This is a genomic window from Providencia sp. PROV130 (assembly GCF_028482225.1).
Classification (GTDB): domain Bacteria; phylum Pseudomonadota; class Gammaproteobacteria; order Enterobacterales; family Enterobacteriaceae; genus Providencia; species Providencia rettgeri.
Genome location: NZ_JAMPQC010000032.1, coordinates 64,215 through 77,573 on the forward strand (window position 1 = coordinate 64,215; position 13,359 = coordinate 77,573).

Consider the following 13,359-nt stretch of genomic DNA (forward strand, 5'->3'; position numbering starts at 1 on the left):
TAATTCGAGTTACATGTAGGCGGCAAGCGAAGATAGCCGATGAGCATACATAAGTATGTGATTCGGCTAGCTGAGCGCAGTCAACACCCATGTAACTTGAAGTATGACGAGTATTTAGTTTTCATGCAGCCCGCACTCACGCTTTAATCCAAAAAAACGCGTGTCTTCTTCATTCATTCCCTCTTCCCATTTGCGAGTTGTATGGGTATCACCAACCGATAAATACCCTTGCTCCCACAGAGGATGATAGGGTAAATCATATTTTGTTAAATATTCATAAACTTGCTTATTATTCCAATCAATCACTGGTAAAACTTTAAAAATACCTTTTCCGATACCTAGTACAGACAAATTTGCACGGCTTGCTGATTGCTCTCGCCGTAAACCTGAAAACCAAGTTTGTGCCTGTAATTCATGTAACGCGCGCTCCATTGGCTCAACTTTATTCAATTGGTTATAATGCTCAAGACCATCAAGCCCTTGTGTCCAAAGTTGACCATACAGCGCTTCTTGCCAAGCTGGCGACTGCTTTGCTCGATACACCTGTAAATTTAAATTCAACTTATCTGTTAACGCCTCAATAAATTGATAGGTCTCTGGGAACAAATAGCCAGTATCCGTTAAAATAACTGGGATATTAGGCACAATTTGCGTCACCATATGCAACGTCAGTGCCGCTTGGATACCGAAGCTGGAAGACAATACAAACTCTGTGGGTAAGTATTCAACTGCCCACTCAACACGCTGTAATGCATTCATAACTTCTAATTGGGAATTAAACTCAGCGAGATAAGCGACTTGCTGGGGCTTATCAAGTTCGGTGAGCGTTGCTAGCTCAAGTCGGCTCATACCGCCTCCTTAACCTCATAAAAATCGACGGCTGAATTCAATACTGGTTTTACGACATTGGTGCGAATAAGGAAATCACCAAACCCTTCGTCAGGCAAGCGTGCCTTTGCCCAGTCACCGATTAACTCATCTAAAATGGTTAGAATTTCCGCACTGCTAATGTTTTCACGATACATACGTGGAATACGAGTACCAATGCGATTTCCACCTAAGTGTAAGTTATATCTATCAACAGCTTTACCGACCAGACCAACTTCTGCCAACATCGCTCGCCCACAGCCATTAGGGCAACCCGTTATCCGCAAAACGATATGTTCATTGGCCACTTGATGAGAGGCCATGATACTTTCCACCTGACTAATAAATTCAGGTAAAAAGCGTTCTGCTTCCGCCATCGCGAGCGGGCAAGTTGGAAATGATACACAAGCCATGGAATTTTCACGTTGCGCCGTTATGTCATCACTCATTAACCCATGAGATCTAGCAATCGCTTCGATTGCCGCTTTTTCACTTTCAGGTACACCCGCTACAATTAAGTTTTGGTTTGCCGTTAAACGAAAATCACCTTGATGAATACGCGCAATTTCAGCCACACCGGTTTTTAATGGCTTGTTATCTAAATCAACTAATCGACCATTTTCAATAAACAATGTTAGGTGCCAGCGGTTATCAATCCCTTTGAGCCAGCCAATTTTGTCACCACGTTCAGTGAATTGATAAGGCCGAATGGGCTCAAAAGTCACACCTGAGCGCCTTTCGACTTCTGCTTTGAAGGTATCGACCCCCACACGCTCAAGGGTATATTTGGTTTTTGCATTTTTACGTTCAGTTCGATTACCCCAATCCCGTTGAGTGGTGACTATCGCTTCCGCAATCGCTAACGTTTTGTCTAATGGAATAAACCCAAACTCACTGGCTAAGCGAGGAAATGTTGCAGTATCCCCATGAGTCATAGCTAAACCACCGCCCACCAGCACGTTAAAACCGATCAACTCACCATTTTGGGCAATTGCGATAAAGTTCATATCATTTGCATGCAAGTCCACATCATTTAGTGGTGGGATCACGACCGAGGTTTTAAATTTTCTTGGCAAATAAGTTTGCCCTAAAATTGGCTCTTCATCCGTTGTTACTATCTTTTCTTTATCTAACCAAATTTCCGCGTAAGCACTAGTGCGCGGTAATAAATGTTCAGATATTTTCTTTGCCCATTCATAGGCTTGTTGGTGCAATTCAGACTGCACTGGGTTAGACGTACATAACACGTTACGGTTAACGTCGTTCGCCGTTGCAAGGGCATCTAAACCAACGTGACTTAGCATTTGATGGGCAGGCTTTACATCCCCTTTTAGGATGCCATGGAACTGAAATGTTTGCCGATTTGTAATACGTACACTGCCATACAGCGTATGTTCCGTGGCAAACTTATCTATATCAAGCCATTGCTTGGGTGTAATAATGCCGCCCGGCAAACGGCAACGCAGCATCATTGCATGGCGTGGTTCAAGTTTTTGTTCTGCCCGCTCGGCACGAATATCACGGTCATCTTGTTGATACATCCCGTGAAAACGAATCAACAGGAAATTATCACCTTCAAATCCCCCTGTTAACCCATTTTTTAAGTCATCCTTAATGGTTCCACGCAAGTAATTACTGTCTTGCTTCATGCGTTCACTGTCTGCGAGTTTACCTTCGACAATTAAGGGCTTTTGTTGTTGTTCATTGCTCATTAATAAACATCCCTCTGATAACGGCGCATTACGCGCAGCTCACTTAAAAATTCATCAGCTTCTTCACTATCCATGTTCCCGTATTGGCTGACGATATCTAATAATGCCTGTTCGACATCTTTGGCCATGCGGTTTGCATCACCACAGACATAGATGTGCGCACCTTCTTGTAACCATTGCCATACTTCTTCACCTTGTTCGCGAAGTTTATCTTGTACATAGATTTTTTCTTGCTGGTCGCGGGACCATGCTAATGAAATATGGGTTAATAAACCGTCTTTGACATAGCGCTGCCATTCCACTTGGTAGAGAAAGTCGTCAACAAAATGTGGGTTACCAAAAAACAACCAGTTTTTCCCTGCCGCACTGTCATTGTCACGCTGCTGTAAGAAAGCGCGAAATGGTGCAATCCCCGTTCCAGGGCCAATCATGATCACCGGCGTATTGGGGTCTTGTGGTAGACGGAAATTATCATTGTGCTCAATGAATATGCGAAGTTCATCATCCTCATTTAAGCGATCAGCTAAGAAACCGGAAGCGCCACCAGTGCGCGCCTTACCATCAATCTCATAGCGGACAACACCAACCGTTGCATGAACTTCATTTTCTACCTCAGATTGAGAAGAGGAAATCGAGTATAAACGAGGGGTTAGCGGGCGCAGTAAGTCAATAAATTCTTGAGCCGTTGGTTGAGATGCCGCTTGGCGTACCATATCCACAATGGGCGTATTTTGTGCGTAGTGTAAAATAGCGGTTTTATCGCTAATCAATGACAACAACGCATCATCTTTTGACAACTGAGCATATTTTTCGACAATCACAGGGGTATTTTGTGTTAGTTCTAATTGATAAATCAGCGCATCGCGTAGTGAATGGCGCTGTGAACCAATAAAGACTTCTTCGTCACCTTGCAACCACAATAAAGCCACCAGTTCATCAACTAAAGCAGGGTCATTATCGAACCAAATACCTAGCGCGTCACCAGGTTGATAACGTAAACCAGAGTCACCGAGATCAATTTCAATATGGCGAACATCTTTTTGCGAGTGTCGACTGGTGATCTTTTGGTTACTCAGAAGTGATGCTGTTAATGGCGCAGTTTTACTATAAGGTGATGAATGAATTTCATTCACACTTCCTGTTTGAGTCGCCAATAATTGGCTATCACTTTGAGCAGGAACGCGAGCTTTTAAAATTTGTGTGAGGTTTTCAACCCACTCACTCGCAATCGCTTGATACTCAACATCTGCATCAATTCGCTCGGTTAATGATACGGCCCCTAATGATGCAAGTCGCGAATCGAAATCTTTACCCGCCTGGCAAAATTTTTCGTAAGAGGAATCCCCCAGCGCGAAAACCGCATAGCTGGTTTGTGATAAATTAGGCGCTTTTTTAGAATGAAGGTATTTATACAGTGCAACCGCTTCTTCAGCGGGCTCCCCTTCACCCTGCGTTGACGCTACAATAACCAACACTTTTTCTTGGTTAATTTGCTTGAATTTATAATCCCCAGCATTCACTAAATTCACGCTAATTTTCTCACCAACCAAGCGCTCTCTGAGCTGCTCTGATAGGCGACGTGCATTTCCTGTCTGTGATGCTGAGATAATTGTGATAGTGTCTTGCGTAACTACAGGCGTACTGACCGGTGCATCAACTTGCGTATTTTGATTTACCACTCCCCACAAATAACCAGAAAGCCATGCGAGTTGATGAGATGAGAAATCATCAACGGCTGTCTGTAAACGTGTTAATTGCTCAACAGATATTGGCAGCGCCGCTAATGGCGGCTGTTTTTTTGTCATTATCTTGTAACCCCAGCGTTATTCATCTTTGATTTAAAAAAACGATGCCATGTCATTACCCCAGAAAAGACCGACAACCTAATACCTGCCCATTCCCCCAAATAATTAGGGTAATAAAGCAAAAAATACCGCAGTACCTGAAACATATAGGGTATGCCGTTAGGTTATAACAACCCTAGATAATGGGATAAGAAACGATAGCCATAATTAATAACTAAAAAGCCTAAAGCAATTAACTGATGGATCATATTGATAAAAGCGGTTAACGCTATTTTAGTAATTAAAGATATTTTCACCTAAAAATGCAGTACAATACGCTGTTTATTCACAACAAGGAGCCACATATGAGTACAACAATCTATAAAGATTTCACTTTCGAAGCCGCCCACAAACTTCCTCATGTGCCAGAGGGCCATAAGTGTGGTCGACTCCATGGCCATTCTTTCATGGTGCGTTTAGAAATCACCGGTGAAGTCGACTCACATAGTGGTTGGATTATTGATTTTTCCGATGTAAAAGCCGCTTTTAAGCCTATTTGGGAACGCTTAGACCATCACTATTTAAATGATATAGAAGGGTTAGAAAACCCAACGAGTGAGGTGTTAGCCCAGTGGATTTGGCAACAAACTAAGCCTTTACTACCATTATTAAGTGCGGTTACCGTAAAAGAAACCTGCAATGCAGGCTGCGTCTATCGCGGGGAAGCTTAAAAGTTAATGCGCTAAAAAAGTCATATAACATAGGGATACACGCTCCTCAGACCGCTGACTTAGCGGCAAGCCCAATAGATTTTTAAATGAGGGGCTAAATCCCTATATCCTCACTTTCGACTCATCACCCATATCAACGCCTAACGCTGCATAGAAAGCCCCCTGACTGCCTTTAATAGGCTAAATTCTAAAGATTCAGGGTCAGGTTAAGGCAAGAAATAAATCAGTGACTGACATTTCCCCCTTTAACATTAAGGATATAAAAACATTAATTTGACATAGTGCATCAAATTATAACCTGATCTATTATTTATTATTATTTACTTTTAATAAGGCAGGGAAAATGAATCTATTTCAAAAAACACCTAAGTCCAGAAGGCGCTATGGGCTGGCGGCATTTATCGGTTTAATTGCAGGTATTGTCTCTTCGTTTGTCAAGTGGGGTGCTGAAGTTCCATTACCGCCAAGAAGTCCAACGGATATGTTTAATGCAGCTTGTTCACCTGAAACACTGATTCGTGCAGCAGAACAAATTGACTGCTCACGCAATTTCCTCAATCCACCTTATATTTTCTTAAGAGATTGGTTAGGGATCGCTGACCCCAACTCTGCAGTTTACACTTTTGCTGGGCACGTTTTTAATTCAGTGGGTGTTACTCACATCATATTTTCTATCGTGTTTGCTGTCGGGTATTGTATTGTTGCTGAAATATTCCCTAAAATTAAGCTATGGCAAGGGTTGTTAGCGGGTGCACTGGCGCAATTATTTGTTCATATGATTTCATTCCCTCTAATGGGGCTCACTCCTCCACTTTTCGACCTGCCATGGTATGAGAATGTGTCAGAAATATTTGGTCATTTAATTTGGTTTTGGTCTATTGAAATTATTCGTCGTGACTTACGTAACCGTATTACTCACGAGCCAGATCCTGAAGTACCATTAAACCAACCATTTAGATAATTTAAAGCCCCCCAATAAGCGTTTTCCAACTATTGGGGGTTACTGCTACGTTATCGCTATTTTTTTATTGAATATCCAAATACTTATGTGTTTGAATCGATAAACGCCAGTTACGTTGAATGCAGGTTTCGATACACAATTTCGTTGCCGCCGCCTTTTGGCTAATTGGCTGCAATGCTACTACAGGAGAGGCTTCGACAGTACGTAATGCTAAAATTTTCTCAAGTGCCTCAATATCTTTTTCGCGAGCAACAGGGTGTTTAATTTCATTAGCGCGATTTACTGCTTGCCTGATCACCTGTAACCCTCCTTTCATACCGACTTTTGGTGATACGGTAACCCATGTTTTTTCTGTGCATTGAATAGGGTATGTGCCGCTAGTTTCAATTTGGCATTGATATCCATGCTGTTCTAATATCGCAGTCAATGGTTGTAAATCATAAATACAAGGTTCACCGCCGGTAATAACAATATGCTGTGCGCTGAAGTGTTTTTCTTTCATTAATTGAATCAATGCCTCACCGCTTGCCATAGCCCATAAATCTGAATCAATCGTTTTAAGTGCGATATCCCCTAGGGTCGATTCTTTATCTTGTTCTTTTTCCCATGTTTGTTTGGTATCACACCAGCTACATCCAACTGGGCAGCCCTGCAAACGAATAAACACAGCTGGAACACCAGTAAAAACCCCCTCTCCCTGAATGGTTTGGAAGATTTCATTAATTGGGTATTTCATATCACTCCTAAAATAGTTAACTAAGCACACATTATATTGCAGATATCTATCTCACGAACAAGGAAGTTTGTGATAATGTAGCCACCTTAGGGTTCAATAAAGTACGTCCGACTGAATAAACAATACCGAAAGCATATTCGGAACAACATATCGAACGAAGAAAAAGACAGGAAAAGACATGCAAAGTAGTGAACAAAATCAACTCAGAAAGGGGCTGAGTGTTCGGCACATTCGCTTTATGGCTTTAGGGTCAGCGATTGGTACCGGCTTATTTTATGGTTCTGCTTCCGCCATTCAAGCGGCAGGCCCAGCAGTTTTACTCGCTTATATGGTCGGTGGTGCCGCTGTATTTATGGTCATGCGAGCCTTAGGCGAGATGGCTGTGCATCATCCAGTACCCGGTTCATTCTCTCACTACGCTAGCCATTACATGGGCCCCCTCGCTGGTTTTTTAACTGGCTGGAACTACGTATTTGAAATGTTAGTTGTGTGCTTGGCTGATATTACCGCTTTCGGGATGTACATGGGGTTCTGGTTTCCACATGTTGACCAATGGGTATGGGTATTAAGTATCGTGCTATTTATTGGTGCGCTCAATTTATGCCATGTTAAAATTTTCGGTGAAATGGAATTTTGGCTGTCTATCGTGAAAGTATCCGCAATCATCGCAATGATTGTTGGTGGTACCTTCTTAATGTTCTACGGTTTCGGCCAAGAAACTGACCATGCGGTGGGCATCCAAAATCTCTGGGAACACGGTGGCTTTATGCCAAACGGTATTGAAGGTGTTATTGCGTCCTTAGCCATTGTAATGTTCGCCTTCGGGGGTATCGAAGTAATCGGTATTACCGCCAGTGAAGCACAAAATCCAGAAAAAACCATTCCTAAAGCAATCAATGCGGTACCCATTCGTATTTTATTATTCTATGGGTTAACACTTTTTATTCTAATGTGCATCTATCCGTGGAATCAAATCGGTCAGAATGGCAGTCCATTCGTCCAAATTTTTGATAGCTTAGGTATTCAATCAGCGGCAAATATCTTAAATATCGTGGTGATCACAGCAGCAGTCTCAGCTATCAATAGTGATATTTTTGGTGCTGGTCGTATGATGTATGGTATGGCACAAGACAAGCAAGCACCAAAAGTATTTACTAAGCTAACTAAAAGTGGGGTACCTTGGGTCACTGTGCTGGTGATGTCCGTTGTAATGTTACTCGGCGTGTATTTGAACTACCTACTTCCAGAAAAAATCTTTGTGATTATTGCATCAATCGCAACCTTTGCTACAGTTTGGGTCTGGTTAATGATCTTACTTTCTCATGTTGCAATGCGTCGCCAAATGAGCGCTGAAGAAGTTAAAAAACTCAAATTCCCAGTCCCATTTTGGCCGATTGGCCCTGCCCTGACTATTGCATTTATGGTCTTTGTTATCGCATTACTAGGCTTCTTTAAAGACACCCAAGTTGCCCTTCTCGTTGGGTTTGCATGGGTGGCTATATTGAGTGTCACCTTCTTTATCATGCGTAAATTTCAAAAATCTTAATCAACAAAAGCATTTATAAAATAAATTTAAGCCCTATATTTATATGATATAGGGCTTTTTGTTATCAAACGAGTGCTTGCTTAATATCGGCAATCAAATCATCAACGTTTTCTAACCCGACTGATAAACGAATAAGTCCATCACTAATGCCGTACTGCTCTCGCTCCTCAGCGGTGTAAGTAGAATGGGTCATACTTGCAGGGTGTTGAGCCAATGACTCACAATCACCGAGGCTAACCGCACATGAAAATAACTGTAGGTGATTCAAAAACCGCTTACCCGCCTCAAGGCCGCCTTTAAGTTCAAAAGCAATCATCCCTCCAGGTAACTTCATCTGCTTTTGAGCTAATGCGTATTGTGGAAAACTCGGTAAACCTGGATACATTACCTGAGAAACTTCAGATAACGAGGCCAAGTATTCTGCAACTTTCTGTGCATTCTCAACCACCCTTTCCATTCTGATTGGCAGTGTTTTCATTCCTCGCAATATAAGATTTGCATCATGAGGGGATAAACAAGCACCAGTCATGTCCTTTAGCCCAACTAATCTGATTTGCTTAGCCAAATCCTCCGTTGTGACAACCGCTCCAGCCATCACATCACCATGCCCATTCATATATTTAGTCAATGAATGAATGACAATATCTGCCCCAAGCTCAAGCGGTTTTTGAATGTAAGGAGTACAATAGGTATTGTCTACTGCCACTAATATTTGTTGGTTATTTGCAAGGTTATATTGCTTAACGATATGGCTCACGGCATTAACATCAACCAAACGCATATTTGGGTTTGCAGGTGACTCGAAAAATATCATCTTTGTTTTTTCAGTGAGTTCCTGTGCCACATTATTGGGGTTACTCATATCAATGTGACGGACTTTAACCCCAAATCGAGCTAATCCATGATGAAAGAATGAGTATGTACAGCCATAAACCGTCATATCAACTAACAGCTCATCTCCAGGATTAAGTAATGTCCAAAGAGTCGATGTTATTGCCCCCATCCCTGAAGAAAATACAATTGCTGCATCTCCCTCTTCTAAATCAGCCAATCGCTTTTCCAGCAAATTCAATGTTGGATTATTTATTCGAGTATAAATGTAACCATTCAATTCGCCGCTAAAACAGGCGGCACCTTCTTCGACATTATTAAATACATAAGTTGAAGTTTGATAAATGGGAGAAGAAAGTGATCCTAAATTTTCGGCTGCATCATAGTAATTGTGTATCACACGCGTATCAAAAGAATATTGTCTATCTAATATCATACCACCTCCGAAATATTACCCCTCTTGGGGTGAAGATAATCGAGAACCCATTATTTGCAAGGTTCGTAAAACGGTACTAATTCCACGTAATGTGTTTGGATCTTTTAATAAAACATACACCGAACGAAAATTTGGATTTTTACTATTATATCTCTCTTCCATTTTTGCCATATTATAAGCAGCGCCTAACTCCCAGACTGGCGCTAAAGTGTCTTCAAATGAATTTGCCAGTTTCTCTACAGTGCTATTATCGGTAATATCAATAAGGTCAGAAATTAAAGAAAGTAAATCAACAATATTATCTAAACGATTCAACTGTAATAAAGGGGCTAATTTTTCGGCGAAATGATCACCCGACTCAGAATTAAGAAGTTCAATTAGTTTACTTTGATTTTCATTATTCGACATTTTTATTTCCTCCTTAAACTAAACCACGAATAGCAGCCCAATAAATACCTCTATTAAAGCCATTTCTTAGTAATCCTCCTAATTTAGTTGGAGGCGTAGGAATAACGTCGTGTTTATAATCGTATTGCAAAGGCATCCCTGCCGTTAATCCCATTTGGGCAACAGCTTGAACTCGCCCATCATAAATAGCTGCAGGATAGCCATAAATTAATTCTCCGCAAATATTATCAGCTATAATTGCAGCTTGATTATGGCAACTTCCACCTGCTTTACTGATCGGTAAATCAACAGTATCACCTATAACATAAACACCATCTACACCATAAACTTGCATAGTTTCGTGATCAGTTGGCAGCCATCCTTCACCATTATTATGTTCACTCAGCCCGGTATTAATAACTGCTTCAACCGCAGTAATAGGAGGAGTACTAATCAGTAAATCAAAATTTTGCTCATCCCCTTCTTTCGAATAAGCTACCTTCTTATCTGGATCAACTTTATCTAAAGTAAACCCTCTCTGTGCTTTAATATTTTTAGCGGTGAATACTTCAGGAATAACTTCACAAACAGGTTGTTGCATGAATAAACAGTTGCGCAATAATTGTGAAACTGTTGGATAGGTATAAACAATTTCAATATTATCCCTAACCCGGCGTTTACGTAAAAACTCATCAATCATTAAAGTTGTTTCCATCGGTGCGATACCACACTGATGGGGGACATTAGGTGTTTCAGGGAATGATACCGTAATAAAAATTCGGCCTTTTTCAATCTTAGCCAGTTGATCAGCTAGCTTTCTCGATGCATCATAAGCATAAAAATGGTTACCAATATCCTTTAAACCTTCAATGCGCTCAGGTTTAGGCACGCAACCTGTCGCAATAACAAGAAAATCATAATTATATTTTTTTCCATCCTTCGAGTTTAGCGCTTTATTTTTAAAATCAAAGTACTCAATTTTATCAATGGCTAACTCTATTTCAGGCCTTAACAACTCTCTTTCTGGGCGACTTAATTCATCTTTAAAGAAGAGATTAAAGGCAACATACATAAATGCAGGTTTATAGTAATGTATTGGATTATCAGTAATTAATGTTATTTTTATTTTTTTGGAAAAAATTTCTTTACTCAACTTCCTGGCAAGTGTATTCGCTAGCATCGTTCCACCAGTTCCACCGCCAACAATAATTATATTTTTCATTACATTAACCACCGTATATATAATTAATTAAGTTTTATACGCTATACCCATCAGTTATAAATATAGCCCATAGAAAATTAATTCCAATACAATAATTAGGGTATAATTTAAAAAATAACAAATAAAACTAATCACTTATATATATATAACCTGAAGAAGAAATTAATTGTGAAAATTATAATTATGGAAATTATATTACATAAAAACAATTTCATTTAATAAGAATAGTGTCCAACAATATCCCAGCGAAAAAGAACGTCCTCCATAATTTGTCCATAACCAATATTGTGCATAATTAAATAATTATGTGTATTGGGGGATTTTATCGAAGTTACAATGCCAATATGAGGCCTACCATTATCTAAACGCCATGAGACAATATCGCCAGGTATATAATCACTGACACTCTTTGAGATAGGCTTATTTTTCCCTTTACGTGAAAAAAAGACCTCTAAATTAGGCACGCGACGGTGGTCAATATTTGTATCTGGTTTACGTAACCCCCACATACGTTGGCTGGGATATTGGCGAAAATTTGCTTTCATGTCTTCATGAACTAATTTTTGTAGATCAATACCAATTTTCCGGTAGCTGCGTATAACAACATCAGAACAAACGCCGTACTGCTCAGGCACATCACCATTTGGATAAGAGATTTGTCGATAAGATGAGTCATAAATAACTAAACGAGGTAACTGTTCCGCATGTTTAGCTAACAATAAGCTCGATCCATTTGCTATTTGTGCAAAAAAGAAGAGTGTGTACAAAAACGATGTTTTCAACCTGATATTCCCCATAAAAATAGTTCATCAAATCTACAATTAAATACCAGAGAAAATAAGGGGAGATAATCTTAATTACTTAGAAAGCGTAAATTTGGTCATAATAGGGTTATGATCAGAAGCATCTGTTGGTAGTACAATGCTGTTTTTAACTTTCAATCCACGATAAAATATGTAATCTAAAGGGCGACCAAAGGCCTTAGTACGGTAATCATCATTAAATGCAATTTCTTTTAAACCAACACTACGAATAAACCGTTTTAATGCATTCACTCGTTGCCTGCTCCATGCATTAAAATCACCCGCGAGGATCACCGGGCCAACATGTTTAGCAATATGAATTCCCAGCTTACTTAATTGCCGAGTATAAACATCCACACCAAAGCTGAAGTTAATTGCATGCACATTCGCTACCATCAAGTGTTTTCCATTTGGTAACGGATAAACCGTAATCAGTGCGGATTTAGCTAGCCGTAAAAGTGGCTCTTTTTCTCTTAAAGGACAGCAATATATCGGATGTGAAGCTGCGAGAGTCATTACTCCAGCAGGGTGAGGCGAGAAAGGTAATGCAGGTACTTGATCAGCAATTAATTTATGTGATGCTGCAAAAGATATTAGCTCAGGTGACATTTGAGCCTCTTGCAGCAAGATTAGTTTTCTATCTTTCACTAATTCGTTAAGGGTGTGTTTCCAATTTGGACGTTGCTGTTTGTAAATATTCCATGTAACCACATCAAGAGTTTCACCCGCTGCAAACAGTGGTAAGCCTATTGGAAGTGATTCACCTAACATATGAACAGGCATCGGCTGAATACGTTTAGCGGGCTCACCTGCAATATACCGAACAGAATAGGTTCTTTTCGCCAAATTTGAGTCCCTATATCACAGAAAAATAATGAAAATCTTACACTTTTTGATTAGTTACTACAGGTAGTATATCAAATTTGAGGTGTTATAGCTTATCAAATTTAACACAACCACTAACTTAACCATGAGGCCTTTAAGCTTTACACTAAAACTTAAAATGGATAATACTGAATTGGTGGCTATTCATACTACTTACTTTTTTATTCTCACCCTATAAATAATATGTGAGCTGTTACTTACTACTTTGTATCTCTCATTAACATTCGCCCTCTAAATGCATTGAAGATACAATTTAATTTTTCCCAACTACAACTACACTTCTTATTTCTCCATCGCTTTATATCTAAGTTCTTTATCACCTCACACTCCTTTGCTAACTAAATAGAGGTGAGTTGTTACTCACTACTTTGCCTCAAGCCATTCCATTCATCGCAGTGATAGATAAACCGTCAACTCACTATATCCATTGGATTTTACTAAAACTCTGCTACCCCGAA

Annotated in this window: 12 protein-coding genes; 3 read left to right on the plus strand and 9 right to left on the minus strand. The window is 40.1% G+C overall.

Translation table 11 applies throughout. The annotated features are described in order from the left end of the window. Window positions 1-114 precede the first annotated feature (114 nt). From cysH to cysJ, 3 genes are read right to left on the minus strand one after another with little or no spacing between them, the layout of a single operon-like run. On the minus strand, window positions 115-849 hold the full coding sequence (gene cysH, locus PSF28_RS20560; RefSeq protein ID WP_210836781.1) for a phosphoadenosine phosphosulfate reductase: 735 nt from the start codon (window positions 847-849) through the stop codon (window positions 115-117). Beyond that, window positions 846-2,579, minus strand: coding sequence for an assimilatory sulfite reductase (NADPH) hemoprotein subunit (gene cysI, locus PSF28_RS20565; protein WP_272685582.1), 1,734 nt, complete (start codon window positions 2,577-2,579; stop codon window positions 846-848). The genes cysH and cysI overlap by 4 nt, the downstream gene beginning before the upstream one ends. Next, window positions 2,579-4,384 carry an NADPH-dependent assimilatory sulfite reductase flavoprotein subunit gene (gene cysJ, locus PSF28_RS20570; protein WP_272685583.1) on the minus strand — a complete coding sequence of 602 codons (1,806 nt, stop codon included), beginning with the start codon at window positions 4,382-4,384 and terminating at the stop codon, window positions 2,579-2,581. The genes cysI and cysJ overlap by 1 nt, the downstream gene beginning before the upstream one ends. 344 nt (window positions 4,385-4,728) lie before the next feature. Here cysJ and queD point away from each other — a divergent pair, with 344 nt between their 5' ends. Together queD and PSF28_RS20580 are read left to right on the plus strand one after the other, a co-directional pair. Further along, window positions 4,729-5,094 carry a 6-carboxytetrahydropterin synthase QueD gene (queD, locus tag PSF28_RS20575; RefSeq protein WP_004913900.1) on the plus strand — a complete coding sequence of 122 codons (366 nt, stop codon included), beginning with the start codon at window positions 4,729-4,731 and terminating at the stop codon, window positions 5,092-5,094. A gap of 343 nt (window positions 5,095-5,437) precedes the next feature. Next, window positions 5,438-6,055, plus strand: coding sequence for a YagU family protein (locus tag PSF28_RS20580; protein WP_272685584.1), 618 nt, complete (start codon window positions 5,438-5,440; stop codon window positions 6,053-6,055). Window positions 6,056-6,119: 64 nt separating this feature from the next. On the opposite strand, the gene queE is transcribed toward PSF28_RS20580, so the two are convergent. After that, window positions 6,120-6,791, minus strand: a complete 672-nt coding sequence (gene queE, locus PSF28_RS20585) for a 7-carboxy-7-deazaguanine synthase QueE (protein ID WP_210836777.1) — start codon at window positions 6,789-6,791, stop codon at window positions 6,120-6,122. A gap of 178 nt (window positions 6,792-6,969) precedes the next feature. Between queE and PSF28_RS20590 the strand changes: the two genes are divergently transcribed. After that, window positions 6,970-8,337 carry an amino acid permease gene (locus PSF28_RS20590; protein ID WP_210836776.1) on the plus strand — a complete coding sequence of 456 codons (1,368 nt, stop codon included), beginning with the start codon at window positions 6,970-6,972 and terminating at the stop codon, window positions 8,335-8,337. Between the two features lie 64 nt (window positions 8,338-8,401). On the opposite strand, the gene PSF28_RS20595 is transcribed toward PSF28_RS20590, so the two are convergent. From PSF28_RS20595 to PSF28_RS20615, 5 genes are all read right to left on the minus strand, one after another. Continuing rightward, the gene (locus PSF28_RS20595) at window positions 8,402-9,604 is read right to left on the minus strand and encodes an aminotransferase class I/II-fold pyridoxal phosphate-dependent enzyme (protein ID WP_210836775.1); all 1,203 of its coding nucleotides are present in this window, start codon (window positions 9,602-9,604) and stop codon (window positions 8,402-8,404) included. A gap of 15 nt (window positions 9,605-9,619) precedes the next feature. After that, window positions 9,620-10,012, minus strand: coding sequence for a hypothetical protein (locus PSF28_RS20600; RefSeq protein WP_210836773.1), 393 nt, complete (start codon window positions 10,010-10,012; stop codon window positions 9,620-9,622). Window positions 10,013-10,025: 13 nt separating this feature from the next. After that, entirely contained in the window at window positions 10,026-11,213 is a 1,188-nt protein-coding gene (locus PSF28_RS20605; protein ID WP_210836771.1) for an NAD(P)/FAD-dependent oxidoreductase, read from the minus strand. Between the two features lie 215 nt (window positions 11,214-11,428). Beyond that, entirely contained in the window at window positions 11,429-12,010 is a 582-nt protein-coding gene (locus PSF28_RS20610; protein WP_272685585.1) for a DUF1287 domain-containing protein, read from the minus strand. A 60-nt stretch (window positions 12,011-12,070) separates the two neighbouring features. After that, window positions 12,071-12,862 (minus strand): endonuclease/exonuclease/phosphatase family protein, encoded by a 792-nt coding sequence (locus tag PSF28_RS20615; RefSeq protein ID WP_210836769.1) that lies wholly within the window; start codon window positions 12,860-12,862, stop codon window positions 12,071-12,073. Window positions 12,863-13,359: the final 497 nt, after the last annotated feature.

What these genes read in the sequence shown, in the direction of transcription:
- PSF28_RS20590 (WP_210836776.1), top strand. Translation starts at nt 6,970, where the DNA reads ATGCAAAGTAGTGAACAAAATCAACTCAGAAAGGGGCTGAGTGTTCGG.
- PSF28_RS20580 (WP_272685584.1), top strand. Translation starts at nt 5,438, where the DNA reads ATGAATCTATTTCAAAAAACACCTAAGTCCAGAAGGCGCTATGGGCTG.
- cysI (WP_272685582.1), bottom strand. Translation starts at nt 2,579, where the DNA reads ATGAGCAATGAACAACAACAAAAGCCCTTAATTGTCGAAGGTAAACTC.
- PSF28_RS20605 (WP_210836771.1), bottom strand. Translation starts at nt 11,213, where the DNA reads ATGAAAAATATAATTATTGTTGGCGGTGGAACTGGTGGAACGATGCTA.
- cysH (WP_210836781.1), bottom strand. Translation starts at nt 849, where the DNA reads ATGAGCCGACTTGAGCTAGCAACGCTCACCGAACTTGATAAGCCCCAG.
- PSF28_RS20600 (WP_210836773.1), bottom strand. Translation starts at nt 10,012, where the DNA reads ATGTCGAATAATGAAAATCAAAGTAAACTAATTGAACTTCTTAATTCT.
- queD (WP_004913900.1), top strand. Translation starts at nt 4,729, where the DNA reads ATGAGTACAACAATCTATAAAGATTTCACTTTCGAAGCCGCCCACAAA.
- cysJ (WP_272685583.1), bottom strand. Translation starts at nt 4,384, where the DNA reads ATGACAAAAAAACAGCCGCCATTAGCGGCGCTGCCAATATCTGTTGAG.
- PSF28_RS20595 (WP_210836775.1), bottom strand. Translation starts at nt 9,604, where the DNA reads ATGATATTAGATAGACAATATTCTTTTGATACGCGTGTGATACACAAT.
- queE (WP_210836777.1), bottom strand. Translation starts at nt 6,791, where the DNA reads ATGAAATACCCAATTAATGAAATCTTCCAAACCATTCAGGGAGAGGGG.
- PSF28_RS20610 (WP_272685585.1), bottom strand. Translation starts at nt 12,010, where the DNA reads ATGGGGAATATCAGGTTGAAAACATCGTTTTTGTACACACTCTTCTTT.